General features: G+C 46.8%; 16 protein-coding genes, 9 tRNA genes and 6 rRNA genes. All 31 read left to right on the forward strand.

Going from position 1 to position 26,693, the window contains the following annotated elements; translation table 11 throughout:
* Positions 1-14: 14 nt before the first annotated feature.
* The 31 genes from NST79_RS00430 to radA all read left to right on the forward strand — a co-directional run bounded on the left by NST79_RS00430 (position 15) and on the right by radA (position 26,690).
* Positions 15-908: a peptidyl-prolyl cis-trans isomerase gene (locus NST79_RS00430; protein ID WP_024571698.1), complete on the forward strand. Its 894-nt coding sequence runs from the start codon at positions 15-17 to the stop codon at positions 906-908.
* Between the two features lie 75 nt (positions 909-983).
* Positions 984-1,910 carry a cysteine synthase A gene (gene cysK, locus NST79_RS00435; protein ID WP_003218399.1) on the forward strand — a complete coding sequence of 309 codons (927 nt, stop codon included), beginning with the start codon at positions 984-986 and terminating at the stop codon, positions 1,908-1,910.
* Between the two features lie 166 nt (positions 1,911-2,076).
* Positions 2,077-3,489, forward strand: a complete 1,413-nt coding sequence (locus NST79_RS00440; protein WP_131226977.1) for an anthranilate synthase component I family protein — start codon at positions 2,077-2,079, stop codon at positions 3,487-3,489.
* A 13-nt stretch (positions 3,490-3,502) separates the two neighbouring features.
* The gene (gene pabA, locus NST79_RS00445) at positions 3,503-4,087 is read left to right on the forward strand and encodes an aminodeoxychorismate/anthranilate synthase component II (RefSeq protein ID WP_044052655.1); all 585 of its coding nucleotides are present in this window, start codon (positions 3,503-3,505) and stop codon (positions 4,085-4,087) included.
* Complete coding sequence (gene pabC / locus NST79_RS00450; protein ID WP_212059559.1) at positions 4,087-4,968, forward strand: aminodeoxychorismate lyase; 882 nt, start codon at positions 4,087-4,089, stop codon at positions 4,966-4,968. The genes pabA and pabC overlap by 1 nt, the downstream gene beginning before the upstream one ends.
* Entirely contained in the window at positions 4,950-5,807 is an 858-nt protein-coding gene (gene folP, locus NST79_RS00455) for a dihydropteroate synthase (protein ID WP_003242672.1), read from the forward strand. The genes pabC and folP overlap by 19 nt, the downstream gene beginning before the upstream one ends.
* Positions 5,800-6,162 carry a dihydroneopterin aldolase gene (folB, locus tag NST79_RS00460; RefSeq protein ID WP_014478613.1) on the forward strand — a complete coding sequence of 121 codons (363 nt, stop codon included), beginning with the start codon at positions 5,800-5,802 and terminating at the stop codon, positions 6,160-6,162. Before folP ends, folB begins: the two co-directional genes overlap by 8 nt.
* The gene (gene folK / locus NST79_RS00465) at positions 6,159-6,662 is read left to right on the forward strand and encodes a 2-amino-4-hydroxy-6-hydroxymethyldihydropteridine diphosphokinase (RefSeq protein ID WP_003242690.1); all 504 of its coding nucleotides are present in this window, start codon (positions 6,159-6,161) and stop codon (positions 6,660-6,662) included. Before folB ends, folK begins: the two co-directional genes overlap by 4 nt.
* Positions 6,614-6,823 (forward strand): helix-turn-helix transcriptional regulator, encoded by a 210-nt coding sequence (locus tag NST79_RS00470; protein WP_003226678.1) that lies wholly within the window; start codon positions 6,614-6,616, stop codon positions 6,821-6,823. The genes folK and NST79_RS00470 overlap by 49 nt, the downstream gene beginning before the upstream one ends.
* 23 nt (positions 6,824-6,846) lie before the next feature.
* A complete protein-coding gene (dusB, locus tag NST79_RS00475) occupies positions 6,847-7,848 on the forward strand; it encodes a tRNA dihydrouridine synthase DusB (RefSeq protein ID WP_014475588.1) in 1,002 nt (333 codons plus the stop codon).
* A 91-nt stretch (positions 7,849-7,939) separates the two neighbouring features.
* Positions 7,940-9,439: a lysine--tRNA ligase gene (lysS, locus tag NST79_RS00480; protein ID WP_003226674.1), complete on the forward strand. Its 1,500-nt coding sequence runs from the start codon at positions 7,940-7,942 to the stop codon at positions 9,437-9,439.
* A 310-nt stretch (positions 9,440-9,749) separates the two neighbouring features.
* Positions 9,750-11,299: ribosomal RNA gene (locus NST79_RS00485) — 16S ribosomal RNA — on the forward strand.
* Positions 11,300-11,469: 170 nt separating this feature from the next.
* Positions 11,470-14,397: ribosomal RNA gene (locus NST79_RS00490) — 23S ribosomal RNA — on the forward strand.
* A gap of 55 nt (positions 14,398-14,452) precedes the next feature.
* Positions 14,453-14,568: ribosomal RNA gene (rrf, locus tag NST79_RS00495) — 5S ribosomal RNA — on the forward strand.
* A gap of 22 nt (positions 14,569-14,590) precedes the next feature.
* A tRNA-Val gene (locus NST79_RS00500) sits at positions 14,591-14,666 on the forward strand.
* 4 nt (positions 14,667-14,670) lie between these two features.
* Positions 14,671-14,746: transfer RNA gene (locus NST79_RS00505), tRNA-Thr, on the forward strand.
* A 36-nt stretch (positions 14,747-14,782) separates the two neighbouring features.
* Positions 14,783-14,858 (forward strand) — tRNA-Lys (locus NST79_RS00510).
* A 6-nt stretch (positions 14,859-14,864) separates the two neighbouring features.
* Positions 14,865-14,947 (forward strand) — tRNA-Leu (locus NST79_RS00515).
* A gap of 40 nt (positions 14,948-14,987) precedes the next feature.
* A tRNA-Gly gene (locus tag NST79_RS00520) sits at positions 14,988-15,062 on the forward strand.
* A 14-nt stretch (positions 15,063-15,076) separates the two neighbouring features.
* A tRNA-Leu gene (locus tag NST79_RS00525) sits at positions 15,077-15,162 on the forward strand.
* Between the two features lie 9 nt (positions 15,163-15,171).
* A tRNA-Arg gene (locus NST79_RS00530) sits at positions 15,172-15,248 on the forward strand.
* 27 nt (positions 15,249-15,275) lie between these two features.
* Positions 15,276-15,352: transfer RNA gene (locus NST79_RS00535), tRNA-Pro, on the forward strand.
* Positions 15,353-15,360: 8 nt separating this feature from the next.
* A tRNA-Ala gene (locus NST79_RS00540) sits at positions 15,361-15,436 on the forward strand.
* Between the two features lie 171 nt (positions 15,437-15,607).
* Positions 15,608-17,157 (forward strand): 16S ribosomal RNA (locus NST79_RS00545).
* 170 nt (positions 17,158-17,327) lie between these two features.
* A 23S ribosomal RNA gene (locus NST79_RS00550) occupies positions 17,328-20,255 on the forward strand.
* 55 nt (positions 20,256-20,310) lie between these two features.
* Positions 20,311-20,426, forward strand: a 5S ribosomal RNA gene (rrf, locus tag NST79_RS00555).
* Together the 16S, 23S and 5S rRNA genes with 9 tRNA genes alongside form the textbook arrangement of a ribosomal RNA operon.
* Before the next feature lie 240 nt (positions 20,427-20,666).
* Positions 20,667-21,131: a transcriptional regulator CtsR gene (gene ctsR, locus NST79_RS00560; RefSeq protein ID WP_003225724.1), complete on the forward strand. Its 465-nt coding sequence runs from the start codon at positions 20,667-20,669 to the stop codon at positions 21,129-21,131.
* Between the two features lie 13 nt (positions 21,132-21,144).
* Positions 21,145-21,702 carry a protein-arginine kinase activator protein McsA gene (gene mcsA, locus NST79_RS00565; protein WP_015252993.1) on the forward strand — a complete coding sequence of 186 codons (558 nt, stop codon included), beginning with the start codon at positions 21,145-21,147 and terminating at the stop codon, positions 21,700-21,702.
* Complete coding sequence (locus NST79_RS00570; protein WP_003235007.1) at positions 21,702-22,793, forward strand: protein arginine kinase; 1,092 nt, start codon at positions 21,702-21,704, stop codon at positions 22,791-22,793. The genes mcsA and NST79_RS00570 overlap by 1 nt, the downstream gene beginning before the upstream one ends.
* Positions 22,790-25,222: an ATP-dependent protease ATP-binding subunit ClpC gene (clpC, locus tag NST79_RS00575; protein ID WP_014475592.1), complete on the forward strand. Its 2,433-nt coding sequence runs from the start codon at positions 22,790-22,792 to the stop codon at positions 25,220-25,222. The genes NST79_RS00570 and clpC overlap by 4 nt, the downstream gene beginning before the upstream one ends.
* A 91-nt stretch (positions 25,223-25,313) precedes the next feature.
* The gene (gene radA, locus NST79_RS00580; protein WP_015252992.1) at positions 25,314-26,690 is read left to right on the forward strand and encodes a DNA repair protein RadA; all 1,377 of its coding nucleotides are present in this window, start codon (positions 25,314-25,316) and stop codon (positions 26,688-26,690) included.
* Positions 26,691-26,693 lie beyond the last annotated feature (3 nt).

Raw genomic sequence — 26,693 nt, forward strand, 5'->3', positions numbered from 1 at the left:
GGCTGAAAGCAGGTTTGAAATCAAGAACAATCTGGACCATTATTTTAGGGGCGCTGTTGGTTTGCTGTATTGCTGTTGCATATACGCTGACGAAATCCCAAGCCGGCGCATCGTCATCCGGTGAGTCTATTGCGACTATCGGGGGCAAGAGTGTGACAAGAGAAGAATGGCTGAAAGAAATGGAAGATCAGTATGGTAAGTCAACGCTTGAAGATATGATCAATGTCCGAGTTGTTGAGCAGCTGGCTAAAAAGAACAACCTTAAAATATCCAAAAGCGAAGTTGATCGTGAGTTTTTACTGATTAAAGCGGTCAATAATTCCTTTTACGAAGATGAACATACGACGGAGAAAGAGTGGAAAGACCAAATTCGTTATAATATCCTCCTTGAAGAATTGTTAACAAGGGATATCGATATTTCAAACAAAGAACTGGAATCATTCTATAATAAAAATAAGGAACTATATCAGTTTGATGATTCGTATCGAATTCGGCACATTGTTGTAAAAGATGAAGAAGAAGCGAGAGAAGTCCTGAAAGAACTGAAAGGCGGATCAAGCTTTGAAGCTGTCGCTGCCGAAAGATCTACAGACAGATATACATCACCATACGGCGGAGATTTAGGTTTTGTCACAGAGGCATCAGACAACATTCCATCAGCATACATTGAAGAGGCGAAAACACTCAAAGAGGATGAATGGTCTCAGGAACCAATAAAGGTCAGCAACGGATATGCCATTATCCAGCTGAAAGAAAAACTAAAGGCAAGAACGTTCTCATTTGATGAAGTAAAGGATCAGATCAGACGGCAAATCGCAATGGATCAGCTAGGTGATAAAGCGACAGTTAAGACACTTTGGAAAGAAGCCGATGTATCTTGGTTTTATGGGGAAAAAAGTACTAAGTGATTGACAAAAAATTTTGAAATTGATAGATTATATACATAATACCAATACAAATAGTCGGAAATTGAGGTGTCGAGAATGGTACGTGTAGCAAACTCCATTACTGAATTAATTGGGAATACGCCAATCGTTAAATTAAATCGCCTTGCAGATGAAAACAGTGCGGATGTATATCTAAAACTTGAATACATGAACCCTGGAAGCAGTGTAAAAGACCGTATCGGTTTAGCCATGATTGAAGCGGCTGAAAAAGAAGGAAAATTAAAAGCCGGTGATACAATCATTGAACCGACAAGCGGAAATACTGGAATTGGGCTTGCAATGGTTGCTGCTGCTAAAGGATTAAAAGCCATTTTGGTTATGCCTGATACAATGAGCATGGAGCGCCGCAACCTTCTTCGCGCATACGGTGCTGAGCTTGTGCTGACTCCTGGTGCGGAAGGCATGAAAGGCGCCATTAAGAAAGCTGAAGAGCTTGCTGAAAAACACGGATACTTTGTGCCGCAGCAGTTTAACAACCCTTCTAACCCAGAAATTCACCGCCAAACAACGGGTAAAGAAATCGTTGAGCAATTCGGTGATGACCAGCTTGACGCATTTGTAGCCGGAATCGGAACGGGCGGAACGATTACGGGAGCGGGCGAAGTGCTGAAAGAAGCATACCCTTCCATCAAGATTTACGCTGTTGAACCGTCAGATTCCCCAGTGCTTTCAGGAGGAAAACCAGGCCCCCACAAAATTCAGGGAATAGGAGCTGGATTCGTGCCGGACATCTTAAACACTGAAGTATATGATGAAATCTTCCCTGTGAAGAATGAAGAAGCATTCGAATATGCCCGCAGAGCTGCACGTGAAGAAGGAATTCTCGGAGGCATCTCATCAGGTGCGGCAATTTATGCTGCTCTTCAAGTAGCAAAAAAACTCGGAAAAGGCAAAAAAGTATTGGCCATCATTCCAAGTAACGGCGAACGTTATCTAAGCACGCCGCTGTATCAATTCGATTAAAAAAAGCCAAAACTCCCGGTCCGCCGGGAGTTTTTTTATATTTCGTGCATCAAATATGCCATGTCTGCGACGAATGTTATTCTTGGAAGAGAAATTCACTTTTTTCACTAACCACATTGCTTTACAATTAAAAACAAGTAAAAAAGAAAATAGAGGAATGATACAAATGGCACAACGCAGACCGGCAGGCAAAAAAGTACCTTTTCAAAAAGACTCATTCTTACAACAATTTGAGAAACTTGCGCAATCCCGAAAACATCATGTACTTCTCGAAAGTGCAAGAGGCGGCAGATATAGTATAGCCGGTCTTGATCCAATTGCGACTGTGAAAGGAAAAGACGGAATAACTACAATTAAGCATGGTGATGAGATGCTGTTTAAAGAAGGTGATCCATTACGGGCCTTCCACAGCTGGTTTAAAACACTGGAAACAGAAACGAATCATGAGTTCCCTGACTTTCAAGGCGGGGCAATCGGGTTTCTCAGCTATGATTACGCACGGTACATTGAAAATTTTAAAATGCTCTCATTAGATGATTTAGAAACACCAGATATTTATTTTCTTGTTTTTGATGATATAGCAGTTTATGACCATCAAGAAGAGTCTCTATGGCTGATTACTCATGTTAATGGTTCTGATCAGGAAACAGCGGATGTGAAGCTATCTGAGTTAGAGCAGATGTGGTTGACTGAGCTTCCCGCTGTCACTTCGCGAGAGATGAAGCCTGAAACAGCTGGTTCTTTCGCGGCGCCATTTACCGAGGATGGGTTCTCACAAGCTGTAGAGAAAATCAAACAATACATTGCCAGCGGAGATGTGTTTCAAGTCAATCTATCAATAAGGCAGTCACAGTCACTGTCTGTCCACCCATATCAAATTTACAAAACCTTGAGAGAAGTAAATCCTTCTCCTTATATGGCGTATTTAGAAACACCTGATTTCCAAATCATTTGCGGATCGCCTGAACTGCTTGTCAGCAAAAAGGGCAAGCTATTAGAGACAAGACCGATTGCGGGCACCCGTTCCAGAGGGAAAACAAATGAAGAAGACGAGGCGCTTGCAAACGAATTGATACACAATGAAAAAGAACGCGCGGAACATGTCATGCTGGTTGATCTTGAGCGAAATGATCTGGGAAGAGTATCACGTTACGGGTCTGTGCGCGTAAATGAATTCATGGCAATTGAAAAATACTCGCATGTGATGCACATTGTGTCTAATGTCCAAGGTGAACTGCAGGATGGGTATGATGCTGTAGATATTATTCATGCTGTGTTTCCCGGAGGAACCATTACTGGTGCACCGAAAGTAAGAACGATGGAAATTATAGAAGAACTTGAGCCGACACGCCGAGGGCTTTATACTGGATCTATAGGATGGTTTGGATATAATCACGATCTGCAGTTTAATATCGTCATTCGAACCATTTATGCAACCGGAGGGCAGGCGTTTATGCAGTCCGGCGCAGGAGTTGTGATTGATTCTGTTCCGAAGCACGAATACAAGGAATCATTCAAAAAAGCTTTTGCGATGCAAAGAGCATTAGAGCTGAGCAAAGAAGAGACAAAAATTAGATGAGGTGAGCGGAGAAATGATTTTAATGATTGATAACTACGATTCATTCACGTACAACTTGGTACAGTATTTGGGCGAGCTTGGGGAAGAGCTGGTTGTGAAACGCAATGACAGCATCGCAATCGAAGAAATCGAAGAACTGTCTCCGGACTTTCTGATGATATCTCCCGGACCGTGCAGCCCTGATGAGGCGGGAATCAGCCTCGAAGCAATTAAACATTTCGCAGGGAAAATTCCTATTTTCGGTGTATGTCTCGGACATCAGTCCATCGCACAAGTGTTCGGCGGTGATGTTGTTAGGGCAGAACGGCTTATGCACGGGAAAACCTCGGATATTGAGCATGACGGCAAAACCATTTTTGAAGGGTTGAAAAACCCCCTTGTTGCGACGCGATACCATTCGCTGATCGTAAAACCTGAGACGCTGCCAAGCTGTTTTACAGTAACAGCACAAACGAAAGAAGGAGAAATCATGGCTATTCGCCACAATGACCTCCCGATAGAGGGTGTGCAATTTCACCCAGAGTCTATTATGACCTCCTTTGGGAAAGAAATGCTCAGAAATTTTATTGAGACATATCGCAAGGAAGTTATTGCGTGATGATATATGTGAACGGCCGGTATATGGAGGAGAAAGATGCAGTTCTTTCTCCTTTTGACCATGGGTTTTTATATGGGATCGGTGTTTTCGAAACCTTCAGGCTCTACGAAGGCTGCCCGTTTTTGCTTGATTGGCATATAGAGAGGCTTGAACGCGCGCTTAAGGATCTGCAAATCGAATATACTGTTTCAAAGCATGAGATCCTTGAGATGCTGGACAAGCTGCTTAAGCTAAATGATATCAAGGATGGCAATGCCCGCGTCAGACTGAACATATCAGCGGGAATCAGCGATAAAGGCTTTGTCGCCCAGACGTACGATAAGCCCACCGTTTTATGCTTTGTGAATCAGCTGAAACCAGAAAGTCTTCCTTTGCAAAAAGAAGGAAAGGTTTTATCGATACGGAGAAACACTCCAGAGGGATCGTTCCGGTTAAAATCTCATCATTATCTAAATAATATGTATGCGAAACGGGAAATTGGAAATGATCCGCGTGTCGAGGGAATTTTCTTAACGGAGGATGGAGCTGTTGCAGAGGGTATCATATCTAATGTCTTCTGGAGAAAAGGTCGCTGTATCTATACGCCATCGCTTGATACCGGTATTCTGGACGGCGTCACGAGACGTTTTATCATAGAAAATGCAAAGAATATCGGCCTGGAGCTCAAAACGGGCCGATATGAGCCAGAAGCTCTCTTGACAGCTGACGAAGCGTGGATGACGAACTCGGTTCTTGAAATCATCCCGTTTACTAAAATAGAAGAAGTAAACTATGGAAGCCAAAGCGGAGAAGCAACCTCCGCTCTTCAATTGTTATACAAAAAAGAAATAAAGAACATGATGTATGAAAAGGGAGGAAGAGCATGGCGCAGCACACAATAGATCAAACACAAGTAATCCACACTAAGCCCAGCGCTTTATCATATAAAGAGAAGACGCTGGTGATGGGAATTTTAAACGTAACGCCTGACTCTTTCTCGGACGGCGGAAAATATGACAGCTTGGACAAGGCGCTGCTGCACGCGAAAGAGATGATCGATGATGGTGCCCATATCATTGATATTGGAGGGGAATCGACAAGGCCTGGCGCTGAGTGCGTATCTGAGGATGAGGAGATGTCCAGAGTCATTCCGGTGATTGAGCGGATTACGAAAGAGCTTGGTGTTCCTATTTCTGTAGACACGTACAAGGCTTCTGTCGCAGATGAAGCAGTGAAAGCCGGTGCATCCATTATCAATGATATTTGGGGAGCCAAACATGATCCGAAGATGGCTTCCGTTGCAGCTGAACATAATGTTCCAATTGTACTCATGCATAACCGCCCTGAAAGAAACTACAATGACTTATTGCCGGATATGCTGTCGGACTTAATGGAGAGTGTAAAAATTGCTGTTGAGGCCGGAGTAGACGAGAAGAACATTATTCTTGATCCCGGTATCGGTTTCGCGAAAACCTATCACGATAACTTGGCAGTGATGAACAAACTAGAGATTTTCAGCGGGCTGGGGTATCCGGTTCTTCTGGCAACCTCCCGAAAAAGATTCATCGGACGTGTTCTGGATCTTCCGCCTGAGGAGCGGGCTGAGGGCACAGGCGCGACTGTGTGTCTCGGCATTCAAAAAGGCTGTGACATTGTCAGGGTCCATGATGTAAAGCAAATTGCCAGAATGGCGAAAATGATGGACGCGATGCTGAATAAGGGAGGGGTGCACCATGGATAAAGTTTATGTAGAAGGTATGGAGTTTTACGGATATCACGGTGTGTTCAAAGAAGAAAACAAACTTGGCCAGCGGTTTAAAGTCGATTTAACCGCTGAGCTGGATTTAAGCAAAGCCGGACAAACAGACGACCTTGAGCAAACGATCAACTATGCTGAGCTCTATCACGTATGTAAAGATATCGTGGAAGGGGAGCCTGTAAAATTGGTAGAAACGCTGGCGGAACGTATTGCTGGCACTGTTCTCGAAAAATTTCAGCCTGTTCAGCAATGTACGGTGAAAGTGATTAAGCCAGACCCGCCAATTCCCGGACACTATAAATCAGTAGCAATTGAAATTACGAGAAAAAAGTCATGAACAACATAGCTTATATTGCACTTGGATCTAATATTGGAGATAGAGAAACGTATTTAAGGCAAGCAGTGGCTTTACTGCATCAGCATGCTGCGGTGACAGTCACTAAAGTGTCGTCTATTTACGAAACTGACCCGGTCGGATACGAAGATCAAGCTCAATTTTTGAATATGGCTGTTGAAATCAAGACATCACTGAACCCTTTTGAACTCCTTGAACTGACGCAGCAGATAGAAAATGAATTAGGCAGAACAAGGGAAGTAAGATGGGGGCCGCGGACGGCAGACCTTGACATTTTGTTATTTAATCGTGAAAATATTGAAACAGAGCAACTAATTGTTCCGCATCCGAGAATGTATGAGCGTTTGTTTGTCCTTGCGCCGCTTGCGGAAATTTGCCAGCAGGTTGAAAAAGAGGCTACAAGCGCCGAAACAGACCAAGAAGGTGTAAGAGTATGGAAGCAGAAATCTGGGGTAGACGAATTCGTGCATTCAGAAAGCTGAAAGGTTATACTCAAGAAGGATTTGCAAAAGCATTAGGTATATCAGTTTCTATTCTCGGCGAAATTGAACGCGGAAACCGATTGCCGTCAGCTGCCATCATTCAAGATGCAGCAGATGTTTTAAATATAAGTGCGGACGAATTGGCGCCGCCAGAAAAATAGAACAAATGAAAGGAGGAGAAAAATTGTTCAAAATCGGAGATATTCAATTGAAAAACCGGGTTGTGCTCGCACCTATGGCTGGTGTCTGCAACTCTGCGTTCAGATTGACTGTAAAGGAATTCGGAGCCGGATTGGTATGCGCTGAAATGGTCAGTGACAAAGCGATCCTTTACAACAATGCAAGAACAATGGGTATGCTTTATATTGATGAACGTGAGAAACCACTGAGCCTTCAAATTTTCGGAGGAAAAAAGGAAACCCTTGTGGAAGCGGCGAAGTTTGTAGACCAAAACACAACTGCTGATATCATTGATATTAACATGGGATGTCCCGTGCCGAAGATTACAAAATGCGATGCGGGAGCCAAATGGCTTCTCGATCCTGATAAGATTTACGAAATGGTTTCTGCAGTAGTGGATGCTGTTAATAAACCAGTTACAGTGAAAATGAGAATGGGCTGGGATGAAGACCACATTTTCGCAGTGAAAAATGCACAGGCTGTAGAACGTGCGGGCGGTAAAGCAGTTGCGCTTCACGGCCGTACGAGAGTGCAGATGTACGAAGGAACGGCAAACTGGGATATCATCAAAGAAGTAAAACAATCAGTATCGATTCCGGTTATCGGAAACGGCGATGTTAAGACACCGCAGGATGCTAAGCGTATGCTCGATGAGACAGGAGTAGACGGGGTTATGATCGGACGCGCTGCATTGGGCAACCCGTGGATGATTTACCGTACGGTTCAGTATCTTGAAACAGGTGAATTAAAAGAAGAGCCGCAAGTACGCGAAAAAATGGCCGTATGCAAACTGCATCTTGACCGCCTGATTGACTTAAAAGGTGAAAACGTAGCGGTAAGAGAAATGAGAAAGCACGCTGCATGGTATCTGAAAGGCGTGAAAGGCAATGCGAACGTTCGTAATGAAATCAATCATTGCGAGACGAGAGAAGAGTTTGTACAGCTTTTAGATGCATTTACGGTTGAAGTTGAGGCAAAAGAGCTTCAAAATGCAAAAGTAGGATAATACTCACCTCTATTTGCTGCTCACTGCTAGTTTTACGCTGGCAGTTTTTCTGCTTTTTTCATGAAACAATATCTGTAATGGAGTGATAACAATGAGTCAAGAAGAGCATAACCATGAAGAATTGAATGATCAGCTGCAAGTCAGACGCGATAAAATGAATCAGCTGAGAGATAACGGCATCGATCCATTCGGCGCACGTTTTGAAAGAACTCATCAGTCTCAAGAAGTTATTTCGGCATATCAAGATCTAACCAAAGAAGAGTTAGAAGAAAAAGCGATTGAAGTTACAATCGCAGGCCGCATGATGACAAAACGCGGCAAAGGAAAAGCCGGCTTTGCCCATCTTCAGGATTTAGAAGGCCAAATCCAAATCTACGTAAGAAAAGACAGTGTCGGTGACGACCAATATGAAATCTTCAAGTCTTCTGACCTCGGTGATCTTATCGGCGTAACCGGAAAAGTCTTCAAAACAAATGTAGGCGAATTGTCTGTTAAAGCAACTTCCTTTGAATTGCTGACAAAAGCGCTTCGTCCGCTTCCTGACAAATACCATGGTTTAAAAGACGTTGAGCAGCGCTACCGTCAGCGCTACCTGGATCTTATCGTAAACCCAGACAGCAAACATACGTTTATTACACGAAGTAAGATCATTCAAGCTATGAGAAGATACCTTGATGATCATGGATACTTAGAAGTAGAAACACCTACAATGCACAGCATTCCTGGGGGAGCTTCTGCACGTCCGTTTATCACTCACCACAACGCGTTAGACATTCCACTCTATATGCGTATTGCTATCGAACTGCACCTAAAACGTCTAATTGTCGGCGGTTTAGAAAAAGTATATGAAATCGGCCGTGTTTTCCGTAACGAAGGTGTCTCTACACGCCATAACCCTGAATTTACAATGATTGAGTTATATGAAGCATATGCGGACTATAAAGATATCATGAGCTTAACTGAAAACCTTGTCGCTCATATCGCCCAAGAAGTGCTTGGCACAACTACGATTCAATACGGGGAAGAGCAAATCGACCTTAAACCGGAGTGGAAAAGAATCCATATGGTTGACGCAGTCAAAGAAGCGACTGGCGTTGATTTCTGGGAAGAGGTTACTGTTGAGCAGGCGCGTGAATATGCAAAAGAACATGGTGTAGAAATTAAAGATTCTATGACAGTAGGGCATATCATCAACGAATTCTTCGAACAAAAAATTGAAGAAACGCTTATTCAGCCAACGTTTATTTACGGGCATCCTGTAGAAATTTCTCCTCTTGCTAAGAAAAACCCTGAGGACCCGCGTTTTACAGACCGTTTTGAGCTGTTTATCGTTGGCCGTGAACATGCCAACGCGTTTACAGAGCTGAATGATCCTATTGATCAAAGAGAACGCTTTGAAGCGCAATTAAAAGAGCGTGAAGCCGGTAATGATGAAGCTCATCTAATGGATGAAGACTTTGTTGAAGCTCTGGAATACGGTATGCCGCCAACAGGAGGTTTAGGCATCGGTATCGACCGTCTGGTTATGCTGCTGACGAATGCCCCTTCTATTCGCGATGTGCTGTTATTCCCGCAAATGAGACAACGCTAATAAAGAAGAGCGGTATCCTCCATAGGGAAAGGATGCCGCTCTTTTTAAATTCCTTAGTATTTCTTCAAAAAAACTATTGCACTATTATTTACTAGGTGGTATATTATTATTCGTTGCCGCTAAACAAGGCGATAACGAAAAAAAGAACTTCAAAAAAGTTATTGACTTCACTGAGTCAACGAGTTATAATAATAAAGTCGCTTGAACGAAGTGAACAAAATGATCTTTGAAAACTAAACAAGACAAAACGTACCTGTTAATTCAGTTTTTAAAAAATCGCACAGCGATGTGCGTAGTCAGTCAAACTACTTTATCGGAGAGTTTGATCCTGGCTCAGGACGAACGCTGGCGGCGTGCCTAATACATGCAAGTCGAGCGGACAGATGGGAGCTTGCTCCCTGATGTTAGCGGCGGACGGGTGAGTAACACGTGGGTAACCTGCCTGTAAGACTGGGATAACTCCGGGAAACCGGGGCTAATACCGGATGGTTGTTTGAACCGCATGGTTCAAACATAAAAGGTGGCTTCGGCTACCACTTACAGATGGACCCGCGGCGCATTAGCTAGTTGGTGAGGTAATGGCTCACCAAGGCAACGATGCGTAGCCGACCTGAGAGGGTGATCGGCCACACTGGGACTGAGACACGGCCCAGACTCCTACGGGAGGCAGCAGTAGGGAATCTTCCGCAATGGACGAAAGTCTGACGGAGCAACGCCGCGTGAGTGATGAAGGTTTTCGGATCGTAAAGCTCTGTTGTTAGGGAAGAACAAGTACCGTTCGAATAGGGCGGTACCTTGACGGTACCTAACCAGAAAGCCACGGCTAACTACGTGCCAGCAGCCGCGGTAATACGTAGGTGGCAAGCGTTGTCCGGAATTATTGGGCGTAAAGGGCTCGCAGGCGGTTTCTTAAGTCTGATGTGAAAGCCCCCGGCTCAACCGGGGAGGGTCATTGGAAACTGGGGAACTTGAGTGCAGAAGAGGAGAGTGGAATTCCACGTGTAGCGGTGAAATGCGTAGAGATGTGGAGGAACACCAGTGGCGAAGGCGACTCTCTGGTCTGTAACTGACGCTGAGGAGCGAAAGCGTGGGGAGCGAACAGGATTAGATACCCTGGTAGTCCACGCCGTAAACGATGAGTGCTAAGTGTTAGGGGGTTTCCGCCCCTTAGTGCTGCAGCTAACGCATTAAGCACTCCGCCTGGGGAGTACGGTCGCAAGACTGAAACTCAAAGGAATTGACGGGGGCCCGCACAAGCGGTGGAGCATGTGGTTTAATTCGAAGCAACGCGAAGAACCTTACCAGGTCTTGACATCCTCTGACAATCCTAGAGATAGGACGTCCCCTTCGGGGGCAGAGTGACAGGTGGTGCATGGTTGTCGTCAGCTCGTGTCGTGAGATGTTGGGTTAAGTCCCGCAACGAGCGCAACCCTTGATCTTAGTTGCCAGCATTCAGTTGGGCACTCTAAGGTGACTGCCGGTGACAAACCGGAGGAAGGTGGGGATGACGTCAAATCATCATGCCCCTTATGACCTGGGCTACACACGTGCTACAATGGACAGAACAAAGGGCAGCGAAACCGCGAGGTTAAGCCAATCCCACAAATCTGTTCTCAGTTCGGATCGCAGTCTGCAACTCGACTGCGTGAAGCTGGAATCGCTAGTAATCGCGGATCAGCATGCCGCGGTGAATACGTTCCCGGGCCTTGTACACACCGCCCGTCACACCACGAGAGTTTGTAACACCCGAAGTCGGTGAGGTAACCTTTTAGGAGCCAGCCGCCGAAGGTGGGACAGATGATTGGGGTGAAGTCGTAACAAGGTAGCCGTATCGGAAGGTGCGGCTGGATCACCTCCTTTCTAAGGATATTATACGGAATATAAGACCTTGGGTCTTATAAACAGAACGTTCCCTGTCTTGTTTAGTTTTGAAGGATCATTCCTTCGAAACGTGTTCTTTGAAAACTAGATAACAGTAGACATCACATTCAATTAGTAACACAAGATATCACATAGTGATTCTTTTTAACGGTTAAGTTAGAAAGGGCGCACGGTGGATGCCTTGGCACTAGGAGCCGATGAAGGACGGGACGAACACCGATATGCTTCGGGGAGCTGTAAGCAAGCTTTGATCCGGAGATTTCCGAATGGGGAAACCCACCACTCGTAATGGAGTGGTATCCATATCTGAATTCATAGGATATGAGAAGGCAGACCCGGGGAACTGAAACATCTAAGTACCCGGAGGAAGAGAAAGCAAATGCGATTCCCTGAGTAGCGGCGAGCGAAACGGGATTAGCCCAAACCAAGAGGCTTGCCTCTTGGGGTTGTAGGACACTCTGTACGGAGTTACAAAGGAACGAGGTAGATGAAGAGGTCTGGAAAGGCCCGCCATAGGAGGTAACAGCCCTGTAGTCAAAACTTCGTTCTCTCCTGAGTGGATCCTGAGTACGGCGGAACACGTGAAATTCCGTCGGAATCCGGGAGGACCATCTCCCAAGGCTAAATACTCCCTAGTGACCGATAGTGAACCAGTACCGTGAGGGAAAGGTGAAAAGCACCCCGGAAGGGGAGTGAAAGAGATCCTGAAACCGTGTGCCTACAAGTAGTCAGAGCCCGTTAACGGGTGATGGCGTGCCTTTTGTAGAATGAACCGGCGAGTTACGATCCCGTGCAAGGTTAAGCAGAAGATGCGGAGCCGCAGCGAAAGCGAGTCTGAATAGGGCGCATGAGTACGTGGTCGTAGACCCGAAACCAGGTGATCTACCCATGTCCAGGGTGAAGTTCAGGTAACACTGAATGGAGGCCCGAACCCACGCACGTTGAAAAGTGCGGGGATGAGGTGTGGGTAGGGGTGAAATGCCAATCGAACCTGGAGATAGCTGGTTCTCTCCGAAATAGCTTTAGGGCTAGCCTCAAGGTAAGAGTCTTGGAGGTAGAGCACTGATTGGACTAGGGGCCCCTACCGGGTTACCGAATTCAGTCAAACTCCGAATGCCAATGACTTATCCTTGGGAGTCAGACTGCGAGTGATAAGATCCGTAGTCGAAAGGGAAACAGCCCAGACCGCCAGCTAAGGTCCCAAAGTATACGTTAAGTGGAAAAGGATGTGGAGTTGCTTAGACAACCAGGATGTTGGCTTAGAAGCAGCCACCATTTAAAGAGTGCGTAATAGCTCACTGGTCGAGTGACTCTGCGCCGAAAATGTACCGGGGCTAAACGTATCACCGAAGCTGCGGACTGTTCTTCGAACAGTGGTAGGAGAGCGTTCTAAGGGCTGTGAAGCCAGACCGGAAGGACTGGTGGAGCGCTTAGAAGTGAGAATGCCGGTATGAGTAGCGAAAGAGGGGTGAGAATCCCCTCCACCGAATGCCTAAGGTTTCCTGAGGAAGGCTCGTCCGCTCAGGGTTAGTCGGGACCTAAGCCGAGGCCGAAAGGCGTAGGCGATGGACAACAGGTTGATATTCCTGTACCACCTCCTCACCATTTGAGCAATGGGGGGACGCAGGAGGATAGGGTAAGCGCGGTATTGGATATCCGCGTCCAAGCAGTTAGGCTGGGAAATAGGCAAATCCGTTTCCCATAAGGCTGAGCTGTGATGGCGAGCGAAATATAGTAGCGAAGTTCCTGATTCCACACTGCCAAGAAAAGCCTCTAGCGAGGTGAGAGGTGCCCGTACCGCAAACCGACACAGGTAGGCGAGGAGAGAATCCTAAGGTGATCGAGAGAACTCTCGTTAAGGAACTCGGCAAAATGACCCCGTAACTTCGGGAGAAGGGGTGCTCTGTTAGGGTGCAAGCCCGAGAGAGCCGCAGTGAATAGGCCCAGGCGACTGTTTAGCAAAAACACAGGTCTCTGCGAAGCCGTAAGGCGAAGTATAGGGGCTGACGCCTGCCCGGTGCTGGAAGGTTAAGAGGAGCGCTTAGCGTAAGCGAAGGTGCGAATTGAAGCCCCAGTAAACGGCGGCCGTAACTATAACGGTCCTAAGGTAGCGAAATTCCTTGTCGGGTAAGTTCCGACCCGCACGAAAGGCGCAACGATCTGGGCACTGTCTCAACGAGAGACTCGGTGAAATTATAGTACCTGTGAAGATGCAGGTTACCCGCGACAGGACGGAAAGACCCCGTGGAGCTTTACTGCAGCCTGATATTGAATGTTGGTACAGCTTGTACAGGATAGGTAGGAGCCTTGGAAACCGGAGCGCCAGCTTCGGTGGAGGCATCGGTGGGATACTACCCTGGCTGTATTGACCTTCTAACCCGCCGCCCTTATCGGGCGGGGAGACAGTGTCAGGTGGGCAGTTTGACTGGGGCGGTCGCCTCCTAAAAGGTAACGGAGGCGCCCAAAGGTTCCCTCAGAATGGTTGGAAATCATTCGCAGAGTGTAAAGGCACAAGGGAGCTTGACTGCGAGACCTACAAGTCGAGCAGGGACGAAAGTCGGGCTTAGTGATCCGGTGGTTCCGCATGGAAGGGCCATCGCTCAACGGATAAAAGCTACCCCGGGGATAACAGGCTTATCTCCCCCAAGAGTCCACATCGACGGGGAGGTTTGGCACCTCGATGTCGGCTCATCGCATCCTGGGGCTGTAGTCGGTCCCAAGGGTTGGGCTGTTCGCCCATTAAAGCGGTACGCGAGCTGGGTTCAGAACGTCGTGAGACAGTTCGGTCCCTATCCGTCGCGGGCGCAGGAAATTTGAGAGGAGCTGTCCTTAGTACGAGAGGACCGGGATGGACGCACCGCTGGTGTACCAGTTGTTCTGCCAAGGGCATCGCTGGGTAGCTATGTGCGGACGGGATAAGTGCTGAAAGCATCTAAGCATGAAGCCCCCCTCAAGATGAGATTTCCCATTCCGCAAGGAAGTAAGATCCCTGAAAGATGATCAGGTTGATAGGTCTGAGGTGGAAGTGTGGCGACACATGGAGCTGACAGATACTAATCGATCGAGGACTTAACCATATTTTTGAATGATGTCACACCTGTTATCTAGTTTTGAGAGAACACTCTCAATTTGTTTGGTGGCGATAGCGAAGAGGTCACACCCGTTCCCATACCGAACACGGAAGTTAAGCTCTTCAGCGCCGATGGTAGTCGGGGGTTTCCCCCTGTGAGAGTAGGACGCCGCCAAGCAATTGCACGTTAGTGCAATTATGGAGGATTAGCTCAGCTGGGAGAGCATCTGCCTTACAAGCAGAGGGTCGGCGGTTCGAGCCCGTCATCCTCCACCATTATGCCGGTGTAGCTCAATTGGTAGAGCAACTGACTTGTAATCAGTAGGTTGGGGGTTCAAGTCCTCTTGCCGGCACCACTTTTATATGATATAATACTCAAGTCTCTTGTAGAAGAGCCATTAGCTCAGTTGGTAGAGCATCTGACTTTTAATCAGAGGGTCGAAGGTTCGAGTCCTTCATGGCTCACCATTTTACGCGGGTGTGGCGGAATTGGCAGACGCGCTAGACTTAGGATCTAGTGTCTTTATGACGTGGGGGTTCAAGTCCCTTCACCCGCATTATATAGGATAACAGTTAGAAAAACTGGACATCCTGTCTGCGGAAGTAGTTCAGTGGTAGAACACCACCTTGCCAAGGTGGGGGTCGCGGGTTCGAGTCCCGTCTTCCGCTCCAACTATACCATCCACGCCGGGGTGGTGGAATTGGCAGACACACAGGACTTAAAATCCTGCGGTAGGTGACTACCGTGCCGGTTCAAGTCCGGCCCTCGGCATTATGTTTTGCGCCCGTAGCTCAATTGGATAGAGCGTTTGACTACGGATCAAAAGGTTAGGGGTTCGACTCCTCTCGGGCGCGCCATATCTTTTAATAGAATAGATGGGAAATCGGGAAGTAGCTCAGCTTGGTAGAGCACATGGTTTGGGACCATGGGGTCGCAGGTTCGAATCCTGTCTTCCCGACCATTTTTTATGGGGCCTTAGCTCAGCTGGGAGAGCGCCTGCTTTGCACGCAGGAGGTCAGCGGTTCGATCCCGCTAGGCTCCACCAAAAGTTTTTAAAAAGTTGTTGACTTTGAAGAAGTGACGTTGTATACTAATAAAGTTGCTTTAACAAAGCAAACAAACAAAATGATCTTTGAAAACTAAACAAGACAAAACGTACCTGTTAATTCAGTTTTTAAAAAATCGCACAGCGATGTGCGTAGTCAGTCAAACTACTTTATCGGAGAGTTTGATCCTGGCTCAGGACGAACGCTGGCGGCGTGCCTAATACATGCAAGTCGAGCGGACAGATGGGAGCTTGCTCCCTGATGTTAGCGGCGGACGGGTGAGTAACACGTGGGTAACCTGCCTGTAAGACTGGGATAACTCCGGGAAACCGGGGCTAATACCGGATGGTTGTTTGAACCGCATGGTTCAAACATAAAAGGTGGCTTCGGCTACCACTTACAGATGGACCCGCGGCGCATTAGCTAGTTGGTGAGGTAATGGCTCACCAAGGCAACGATGCGTAGCCGACCTGAGAGGGTGATCGGCCACACTGGGACTGAGACACGGCCCAGACTCCTACGGGAGGCAGCAGTAGGGAATCTTCCGCAATGGACGAAAGTCTGACGGAGCAACGCCGCGTGAGTGATGAAGGTTTTCGGATCGTAAAGCTCTGTTGTTAGGGAAGAACAAGTACCGTTCGAATAGGGCGGTACCTTGACGGTACCTAACCAGAAAGCCACGGCTAACTACGTGCCAGCAGCCGCGGTAATACGTAGGTGGCAAGCGTTGTCCGGAATTATTGGGCGTAAAGGGCTCGCAGGCGGTTTCTTAAGTCTGATGTGAAAGCCCCCGGCTCAACCGGGGAGGGTCATTGGAAACTGGGGAACTTGAGTGCAGAAGAGGAGAGTGGAATTCCACGTGTAGCGGTGAAATGCGTAGAGATGTGGAGGAACACCAGTGGCGAAGGCGACTCTCTGGTCTGTAACTGACGCTGAGGAGCGAAAGCGTGGGGAGCGAACAGGATTAGATACCCTGGTAGTCCACGCCGTAAACGATGAGTGCTAAGTGTTAGGGGGTTTCCGCCCCTTAGTGCTGCAGCTAACGCATTAAGCACTCCGCCTGGGGAGTACGGTCGCAAGACTGAAACTCAAAGGAATTGACGGGGGCCCGCACAAGCGGTGGAGCATGTGGTTTAATTCGAAGCAACGCGAAGAACCTTACCAGGTCTTGACATCCTCTGACAATCCTAGAGATAGGACGTCCCCTTCGGGGGCAGAGTGACAGGTGGTGCATGGTTGTCGTCAGCTCGTGTCGTGAGATGTTGGGTTAAGTCCCGCAACGAGCGCAACCCTTGATCTTAGTTGCCAGCATTCAGTTGGGCACTCTAAGGTGACTGCCGGTGACAAACCGGAGGAAGGTGGGGATGACGTCAAATCATCATGCCCCTTATGACCTGGGCTACACACGTGCTACAATGGACAGAACAAAGGGCAGCGAAACCGCGAGGTTAAGCCAATCCCACAAATCTGTTCTCAGTTCGGATCGCAGTCTGCAACTCGACTGCGTGAAGCTGGAATCGCTAGTAATCGCGGATCAGCATGCCGCGGTGAATACGTTCCCGGGCCTTGTACACACCGCCCGTCACACCACGAGAGTTTGTAACACCCGAAGTCGGTGAGGTAACCTTTTAGGAGCCAGCCGCCGAAGGTGGGACAGATGATTGGGGTGAAGTCGTAACAAGGTAGCCGTATCGGAAGGTGCGGCTGGATCACCTCCTTTCTAAGGATATTATACGGAATATAAGACCTTGGGTCTTATAAACAGAACGTTCCCTGTCTTGTTTAGTTTTGAAGGATCATTCCTTCGAAACGTGTTCTTTGAAAACTAGATAACAGTAGACATCACATTCAATTAGTAACACAAGATATCACATAGTGATTCTTTTTAACGGTTAAGTTAGAAAGGGCGCACGGTGGATGCCTTGGCACTAGGAGCCGATGAAGGACGGGACGAACACCGATATGCTTCGGGGAGCTGTAAGCAAGCTTTGATCCGGAGATTTCCGAATGGGGAAACCCACCACTCGTAATGGAGTGGTATCCATATCTGAATTCATAGGATATGAGAAGGCAGACCCGGGGAACTGAAACATCTAAGTACCCGGAGGAAGAGAAAGCAAATGCGATTCCCTGAGTAGCGGCGAGCGAAACGGGATTAGCCCAAACCAAGAGGCTTGCCTCTTGGGGTTGTAGGACACTCTGTACGGAGTTACAAAGGAACGAGGTAGATGAAGAGGTCTGGAAAGGCCCGCCATAGGAGGTAACAGCCCTGTAGTCAAAACTTCGTTCTCTCCTGAGTGGATCCTGAGTACGGCGGAACACGTGAAATTCCGTCGGAATCCGGGAGGACCATCTCCCAAGGCTAAATACTCCCTAGTGACCGATAGTGAACCAGTACCGTGAGGGAAAGGTGAAAAGCACCCCGGAAGGGGAGTGAAAGAGATCCTGAAACCGTGTGCCTACAAGTAGTCAGAGCCCGTTAACGGGTGATGGCGTGCCTTTTGTAGAATGAACCGGCGAGTTACGATCCCGTGCAAGGTTAAGCAGAAGATGCGGAGCCGCAGCGAAAGCGAGTCTGAATAGGGCGCATGAGTACGTGGTCGTAGACCCGAAACCAGGTGATCTACCCATGTCCAGGGTGAAGTTCAGGTAACACTGAATGGAGGCCCGAACCCACGCACGTTGAAAAGTGCGGGGATGAGGTGTGGGTAGGGGTGAAATGCCAATCGAACCTGGAGATAGCTGGTTCTCTCCGAAATAGCTTTAGGGCTAGCCTCAAGGTAAGAGTCTTGGAGGTAGAGCACTGATTGGACTAGGGGCCCCTACCGGGTTACCGAATTCAGTCAAACTCCGAATGCCAATGACTTATCCTTGGGAGTCAGACTGCGAGTGATAAGATCCGTAGTCGAAAGGGAAACAGCCCAGACCGCCAGCTAAGGTCCCAAAGTATACGTTAAGTGGAAAAGGATGTGGAGTTGCTTAGACAACCAGGATGTTGGCTTAGAAGCAGCCACCATTTAAAGAGTGCGTAATAGCTCACTGGTCGAGTGACTCTGCGCCGAAAATGTACCGGGGCTAAACGTATCACCGAAGCTGCGGACTGTTCTTCGAACAGTGGTAGGAGAGCGTTCTAAGGGCTGTGAAGCCAGACCGGAAGGACTGGTGGAGCGCTTAGAAGTGAGAATGCCGGTATGAGTAGCGAAAGAGGGGTGAGAATCCCCTCCACCGAATGCCTAAGGTTTCCTGAGGAAGGCTCGTCCGCTCAGGGTTAGTCGGGACCTAAGCCGAGGCCGAAAGGCGTAGGCGATGGACAACAGGTTGATATTCCTGTACCACCTCCTCACCATTTGAGCAATGGGGGGACGCAGGAGGATAGGGTAAGCGCGGTATTGGATATCCGCGTCCAAGCAGTTAGGCTGGGAAATAGGCAAATCCGTTTCCCATAAGGCTGAGCTGTGATGGCGAGCGAAATATAGTAGCGAAGTTCCTGATTCCACACTGCCAAGAAAAGCCTCTAGCGAGGTGAGAGGTGCCCGTACCGCAAACCGACACAGGTAGGCGAGGAGAGAATCCTAAGGTGATCGAGAGAACTCTCGTTAAGGAACTCGGCAAAATGACCCCGTAACTTCGGGAGAAGGGGTGCTCTGTTAGGGTGCAAGCCCGAGAGAGCCGCAGTGAATAGGCCCAGGCGACTGTTTAGCAAAAACACAGGTCTCTGCGAAGCCGTAAGGCGAAGTATAGGGGCTGACGCCTGCCCGGTGCTGGAAGGTTAAGAGGAGCGCTTAGCGTAAGCGAAGGTGCGAATTGAAGCCCCAGTAAACGGCGGCCGTAACTATAACGGTCCTAAGGTAGCGAAATTCCTTGTCGGGTAAGTTCCGACCCGCACGAAAGGCGCAACGATCTGGGCACTGTCTCAACGAGAGACTCGGTGAAATTATAGTACCTGTGAAGATGCAGGTTACCCGCGACAGGACGGAAAGACCCCGTGGAGCTTTACTGCAGCCTGATATTGAATGTTGGTACAGCTTGTACAGGATAGGTAGGAGCCTTGGAAACCGGAGCGCCAGCTTCGGTGGAGGCATCGGTGGGATACTACCCTGGCTGTATTGACCTTCTAACCCGCCGCCCTTATCGGGCGGGGAGACAGTGTCAGGTGGGCAGTTTGACTGGGGCGGTCGCCTCCTAAAAGGTAACGGAGGCGCCCAAAGGTTCCCTCAGAATGGTTGGAAATCATTCGCAGAGTGTAAAGGCACAAGGGAGCTTGACTGCGAGACCTACAAGTCGAGCAGGGACGAAAGTCGGGCTTAGTGATCCGGTGGTTCCGCATGGAAGGGCCATCGCTCAACGGATAAAAGCTACCCCGGGGATAACAGGCTTATCTCCCCCAAGAGTCCACATCGACGGGGAGGTTTGGCACCTCGATGTCGGCTCATCGCATCCTGGGGCTGTAGTCGGTCCCAAGGGTTGGGCTGTTCGCCCATTAAAGCGGTACGCGAGCTGGGTTCAGAACGTCGTGAGACAGTTCGGTCCCTATCCGTCGCGGGCGCAGGAAATTTGAGAGGAGCTGTCCTTAGTACGAGAGGACCGGGATGGACGCACCGCTGGTGTACCAGTTGTTCTGCCAAGGGCATCGCTGGGTAGCTATGTGCGGACGGGATAAGTGCTGAAAGCATCTAAGCATGAAGCCCCCCTCAAGATGAGATTTCCCATTCCGCAAGGAAGTAAGATCCCTGAAAGATGATCAGGTTGATAGGTCTGAGGTGGAAGTGTGGCGACACATGGAGCTGACAGATACTAATCGATCGAGGACTTAACCATATTTTTGAATGATGTCACACCTGTTATCTAGTTTTGAGAGAACACTCTCAATTTGTTTGGTGGCGATAGCGAAGAGGTCACACCCGTTCCCATACCGAACACGGAAGTTAAGCTCTTCAGCGCCGATGGTAGTCGGGGGTTTCCCCCTGTGAGAGTAGGACGCCGCCAAGCAAGCTTAAACCCAGCTCATTGAGCTGGGTTTTTTGTATTTTGGTTTATTAGTATCATAAAATTCCACTTAACTGTATAATATAATAACTTTATACCGAATTTTAAATCAGCAATCAGGTTTTGTGGACCGGGAAAATGGAAATAATAAAGGATAGAGCGAGAAAGTTGAAAATTCTCGAGAAACGGCTTATAGTAAGATTATAGTCAAATATAGTCAAAGTCAGTAAAGGAGGGGGTTGAGTGGGACATAATATTTCTGACATCATTGAACAATATTTAAAACGAGTGTTAGATCAAAATGGCAAGGAAATTTTAGAGATTAAACGAAGTGAAATTGCAGATAAATTTCAATGCGTTCCTTCCCAAATAAATTATGTCATCAACACCAGATTTACAAGCGAAAGAGGATATATTGTTGAGAGCAAACGCGGGGGCGGCGGTTACATCAGAATCATTAAAATTAAAATGAACAATGAAGTTGTCCTGATCAATAATATTATTTCTCAAATTAATACCCATTTGTCTCAAGCAGCCTCTGATGACATTATTTTAAGGCTATTAGAAGACAAGGTAATTTCAGAAAGAGAAGCAAAAATGATGGTCAGCGTAATGGACCGCTCAGTTTTACACATTGACTTACCTGAACGTGATGAATTAAGAGCGAGAATGATGAAGGCAATGCTGACTTCTTTAAAATTAAAATAAGCGGGTGAAAAGATTGATTTGTCAAGAGTGCCACGAGAGACCAGCCACTTTTCACTTTACAAAGGTTGTTAACGGAGAAAAAATAGAAGTTCATATTTGTGAACAATGTGCCAAAGAAAATAGTGATTCATATGGTATAAGTGCAAATCAGGGTTTCTCTATTCATAATTTACTTTCGGGTCTACTGAACATGGATTCTTCATTTCAAAATGCAGGAACTCAAATGTTCAGTCACTCGGAGCAAATATCTGCTTGTCCGAAATGCGGAATGACTTTTCAGCAATTCAGAAAAATTGGCCGTTTTGGATGTTCTGAATGTTACAAAACATTTCATAGCAACATTACACCAATCCTACGTAAAGTGCACAGCGGAAACACTGTGCATGCAGGTAAGATACCGAAACGAATAGGCGGCAATCTTCATGTCAGACGGCAGATTGATATGCTAAAAAAGGAATTAGAATCCTTAATCCATCAAGAAGAATTTGAAAATGCAGCTCATGTAAGAGATCAAATTCGTTCATTAGAACAATCACTCAAAAGTACAGATAGTGAGGAGGAACAGGAGTAATGTCGCTAAAGCATTTTATTCAGGACGCACTAAGCAGTTGGATGAAGCAGAAAGGACCTGAAAGTGACATTGTACTCAGCAGCCGCATACGTTTAGCAAGGAACTTTGAGCATATTCGGTTCCCTACGCGGTATTCCAATGAAGAAGCCTCATCCATCATACAGCAATTTGAAGATCAGTTTTCAGAGCAAGAAATTCCCGGAATCGGCAAATTTGTTTTGATTAGAATGAATGATGCACAGCCTTTAGAGAAGCGTGTACTTGTTGAAAAACATCTAATCAGTCCGAATCTGACAGAGTCTCCTTTTGGCGGCTGTTTGCTTTCTGAAAATGAGGAAGTAAGCGTCATGCTAAATGAAGAGGACCATATTAGAATTCAGTGTCTTTTCCCTGGATTTCAGCTTTTAGAAGCAATGAAAGCCGCAAACCAGGTCGACGACTGGATTGAAGAAAAAGTTGATTATGCATTCAATGAGCAAAGAGGATACTTAACCAGCTGTCCTACAAACGTAGGTACAGGTTTAAGGGCTTCGGTCATGATGCATCTGCCGGCGCTGGTTTTAACTAGGCAAATAAATCGAATTATACCGGCAATTAATCAATTAGGCTTAGTTGTTAGAGGAATTTATGGGGAAGGCAGCGAAGCAGTAGGGAATATCTTTCAAATTTCAAATCAGATCACGCTTGGTAAGTCAGAGCAGGATATTGTAGAGGATCTTAACAGTGTTGCTGCTCAGTTGATTGAACAAGAACGATCCGCCCGAGAAGCGATTTATCAAACTTCTAAAATCGAACTTGAGGATCGGGTATATCGGTCTTATGGGGTCTTGTCTAATTGCCGGATGATAGAATCGAAAGAAACTGCAAAGTGCCTTTCAGATGTTCGGTTAGGCATAGACTTAGGCATTATAAAAGGACTTTCAAGCAACATACTTAACGAACTTATGATTTTGACGCAGCCAGGTTTTTTACAGCAATACTCGGGAGGCGCTTTGCGTCCGAACGAAAGGGACATTCGAAGAGCGGCTCTCATCAGAGAACGGCTTCACTTAGAAATGAATGGGAAAAGACAGGAGGATGAATCGATATGATGTTTGGAAGATTTACAGAACGAGCTCAAAAAGTACTGGCGCTAGCACAGGAAGAAGCACTTCGGTTAGGTCATAATAACATTGGCACTGAGCATATTTTATTAGGACTGGTAAGAGAAGGAGAGGGCATTGCTGCTAAAGCTCTTCAAGCGCTTGGACTCGGTTCAGATAAAATTCAGAAAGAAGTAGAAAGTTTGATCGGGCGCGGGCAGGAAATGTCTCAAACGATTCATTATACTCCTAGAGCTAAAAAAGTCATTGAGCTTTCAATGGATGAGGCAAGAAAACTCGGTCATTCTTATGTTGGAACAGAACATATTCTTCTTGGACTGATTCGTGAAGGAGAAGGTGTTGCTGCGAGAGTTTTGAATAATCTCGGTGTCAGCTTAAATAAAGCAAGACAGCAGGTGCTCCAGCTTCTAGGAAGTAATGAAACAGGATCATCAGCGGCAGGAACAAACAGCAATGCGAATACGCCTACGCTTGACAGCTTGGCAAGAGACTTAACTGCTATTGCGAAGGAAGACAGCCTTGACCCTGTAATCGGCAGAAGCAAGGAGATCCAGCGTGTCATTGAAGTGTTAAGCCGCAGAACGAAAAACAACCCTGTTCTCATTGGGGAACCAGGTGTAGGTAAAACGGCTATCGCAGAAGGTTTGGCACAGCAAATTATCAATAATGAAGTACCCGAAATTTTGCGTGATAAACGTGTGATGACATTAGACATGGGAACAGTTGTTGCCGGCACAAAATACCGCGGAGAATTTGAGGATCGCCTGAAGAAGGTCATGGATGAAATTCGCCAGGCAGGAAATATCATTCTATTCATCGATGAGCTCCATACATTAATCGGGGCAGGCGGAGCAGAAGGTGCTATTGATGCATCTAATATTTTAAAACCTTCACTTGCTCGCGGCGAACTCCAATGTATTGGTGCAACGACTCTTGATGAGTACCGTAAATATATTGAAAAAGATGCAGCACTGGAACGCCGTTTTCAGCCGATTCAGGTTGATCAGCCATCTGTAGATGAAAGTATTCAAATTTTACAAGGTCTGCGTGACAGATACGAAGCCCACCACCGCGTTTCTATCACTGATGATGCCATTGAAGCTGCGGTTAAGCTTTCTGACAGATATATTTCTGACCGCTTCCTTCCGGATAAAGCAATTGACTTGATCGATGAAGCAGGTTCAAAGGTGAGACTGCGCTCATTTACAACGCCTCCTAACTTAAAAGAGCTTGAGCAGAAGCTTGATGAGGTTCGTAAAGAGAAGGATGCGGCAGTGCAAAGCCAAGAGTTTGAAAAAGCTGCTTCCTTGCGTGATACTGAACAACGCCTGCGCGAGCAAGTAGAGGATACGAAGAAATCATGGAAAGAGAAGCAAGGGCAGGAAAACTCAGAGGTTACTGTGGATGATATTGCGATGGTTGTATCCAGCTGGACCGGTGTGCCTGTATCTAAAATCGCCCAAACTGAAACTGATAAGCTTCTCAATATGGAAAACATTCTTCATTCCCGCGTCATCGGCCAGGATGAAGCAGTTGTAGCTGTTGCAAAAGCCGTCAGACGTGCGAGAGCAGGATTGAAAGATCCTAAACGCCCAATCGGCTCATTCATTTTCTTAGGCCCTACAGGTGTAGGTAAAACAGAGCTTGCACGAGCACTCGCTGAATCCATTTTTGGCGATGAAGAATCCATGATCAGAATTGATATGTCTGAATACATGGAAAAACACTCAACCTCAAGACTTGTTGGTTCACCTCCGGGATATGTGGGATATGATGAAGGCGGTCAATTGACAGAGAAAGTCAGAAGAAAACCTTACTCTGTCGTGCTTCTTGATGAGATCGAGAAAGCGCACCCTGATGTCTTCAATATCCTTCTGCAAGTTCTTGAAGACGGGCGATTGACTGATTCTAAAGGACGCACAGTCGATTTCCGCAATACCATTCTGATCATGACATCAAACGTCGGAGCAAGTGAGCTGAAACGCAATAAATATGTCGGCTTTAACGTTCAGGATGAAACTCAAAATCATAAAGACATGAAAGATAAAGTGATGGGTGAATTGAAACGAGCGTTCAGACCTGAGTTCATCAACCGTATTGATGAAATCATTGTCTTCCATTCACTTGAGAAAAAACATCTTACTGAAATTGTGTCATTAATGTCTGATCAATTAACGAAACGCCTGAAAGAACAAGATCTTTCTATCGAATTGACAGATGCTGCAAAAGCGAAAGTCGCGGAAGAGGGCGTTGACCTGGAATACGGTGCCCGTCCGTTAAGAAGAGCGATCCAAAAACATGTCGAGGATCGTTTATCTGAAGAACTCCTCAGAGGAAATATTCATAAAGGACAGCATATTGTTCTTGATGTAGAAGATGGCGAATTTGTCGTAAAAACGACTGCTAAAACGAATTAATATAGAAGACGGAAATGAGGCATACAGCATGTAAGTGTATGCCTCACTTTCATATCAAGAAATAGAACAAGGGAGAGGTCTTACACTATATATGGCTAAAACAAAATCGAAATTCATCTGCCAATCCTGCGGCTACGAGTCTCCAAAATGGATGGGGAAATGTCCGGGCTGCGGTGCTTGGAATACAATGGTGGAAGAAATGATTAAAAAAGCACCGGCCAATCGGAGAGCGGCTTTTTCTCATTCTGTTCAAACTGTACAGAAACCTTCACCTATTACATCAATCGAAACATCAGAAGAACCCCGCGTCAAAACCCAGCTTGGCGAGTTTAACAGAGTACTCGGCGGAGGTGTCGTTAAAGGCTCCCTCGTTTTAATTGGCGGTGATCCTGGTATCGGAAAGTCAACGCTATTACTGCAGGTTTCCGCTCAATTATCAGGCTCATCAAACAGTGTCCTGTATATTTCGGGAGAAGAATCTGTAAAGCAAACGAAGCTGCGAGCAGACCGTCTCGGCATTAATAATCCGTCACTGCATGTTTTATCTGAAACCGATATGGAGTATATTTCGTCTGCTATACAAGAGATGAATCCAGCGTTTGTCGTTGTTGACTCTATTCAAACGGTTTACCAAAGCGATATTACATCGGCTCCAGGCAGTGTGTCACAGGTCAGAGAATGTACCGCTGAGCTGATGAAAATTGCAAAAACAAAAGGTATTCCGATTTTTATCGTAGGGCACGTAACGAAAGAAGGGTCTATTGCAGGTCCAAGACTGTTGGAGCATATGGTTGACACTGTTTTATATTTTGAAGGAGAACGCCACCATACTTTCCGTATTTTGCGGGCTGTAAAAAACCGTTTCGGATCTACAAACGAAATGGGCATTTTCGAAATGCGGGAAGAGGGGCTCACTGAGGTTTTGAATCCTTCGGAAATTTTCTTAGAAGAACGCTCTGCTGGTTCCGCAGGCTCGAGTATCACTGCCTCTATGGAGGGCACTAGACCGATTCTCGTTGAAATTCAGGCGCTCATCTCGCCAACAAGCTTTGGCAACCCAAGGCGTATGGCAACGGGAATAGACCATAACAGGGTTTCTCTGTTAATGGCTGTGTTAGAAAAAAGAGTTGGACTGCTGCTGCAAAATCAGGATGCTTATTTGAAAGTGGCTGGCGGCGTTAAGCTTGATGAACCGGCAATTGATCTTGCCATTGCGATTAGTATCGCATCAAGCTTTAGAGACACACCTCCAAATCCTGCAGATTGTTTTATTGGAGAAGTGGGATTAACCGGAGAAGTCCGGCGGGTTTCAAGAATTGAACAGCGTGTGAAAGAAGCGGCAAAGCTTGGTTTTAAACGCATGATCATACCCGCGGCAAATCTGGATGGATGGACAAAACCAAAAGGGATTGAGGTTATCGGAGTAGCAAATGTTGCAGAAGCGCTTCGTACTTCATTAGGAGGATAATAG

The sequence above is a fragment of the Bacillus sp. PS196 genome (assembly GCF_037963555.1).
Classification (GTDB): domain Bacteria; phylum Bacillota; class Bacilli; order Bacillales; family Bacillaceae; genus Bacillus; species Bacillus subtilis.

Excerpts from the sequence above, each read along its gene's own strand:
- cysK (WP_003218399.1), top strand. The coding sequence starts at position 984 with ATGGTACGTGTAGCAAACTCCATTACTGAATTAATTGGGAATACGCCA.
- NST79_RS00440 (WP_131226977.1), top strand. The coding sequence starts at position 2,077 with ATGGCACAACGCAGACCGGCAGGCAAAAAAGTACCTTTTCAAAAAGAC.
- pabA (WP_044052655.1), top strand. The coding sequence starts at position 3,503 with ATGATTTTAATGATTGATAACTACGATTCATTCACGTACAACTTGGTA.
- pabC (WP_212059559.1), top strand. The coding sequence starts at position 4,087 with ATGATATATGTGAACGGCCGGTATATGGAGGAGAAAGATGCAGTTCTT.
- folP (WP_003242672.1), top strand. The coding sequence starts at position 4,950 with ATGGCGCAGCACACAATAGATCAAACACAAGTAATCCACACTAAGCCC.
- folB (WP_014478613.1), top strand. The coding sequence starts at position 5,800 with ATGGATAAAGTTTATGTAGAAGGTATGGAGTTTTACGGATATCACGGT.
- folK (WP_003242690.1), top strand. The coding sequence starts at position 6,159 with ATGAACAACATAGCTTATATTGCACTTGGATCTAATATTGGAGATAGA.
- NST79_RS00470 (WP_003226678.1), top strand. The coding sequence starts at position 6,614 with ATGGAAGCAGAAATCTGGGGTAGACGAATTCGTGCATTCAGAAAGCTG.
- lysS (WP_003226674.1), top strand. The coding sequence starts at position 7,940 with ATGAGTCAAGAAGAGCATAACCATGAAGAATTGAATGATCAGCTGCAA.
- NST79_RS00570 (WP_003235007.1), top strand. The coding sequence starts at position 21,702 with ATGTCGCTAAAGCATTTTATTCAGGACGCACTAAGCAGTTGGATGAAG.
- clpC (WP_014475592.1), top strand. The coding sequence starts at position 22,790 with ATGATGTTTGGAAGATTTACAGAACGAGCTCAAAAAGTACTGGCGCTA.
- radA (WP_015252992.1), top strand. The coding sequence starts at position 25,314 with ATGGCTAAAACAAAATCGAAATTCATCTGCCAATCCTGCGGCTACGAG.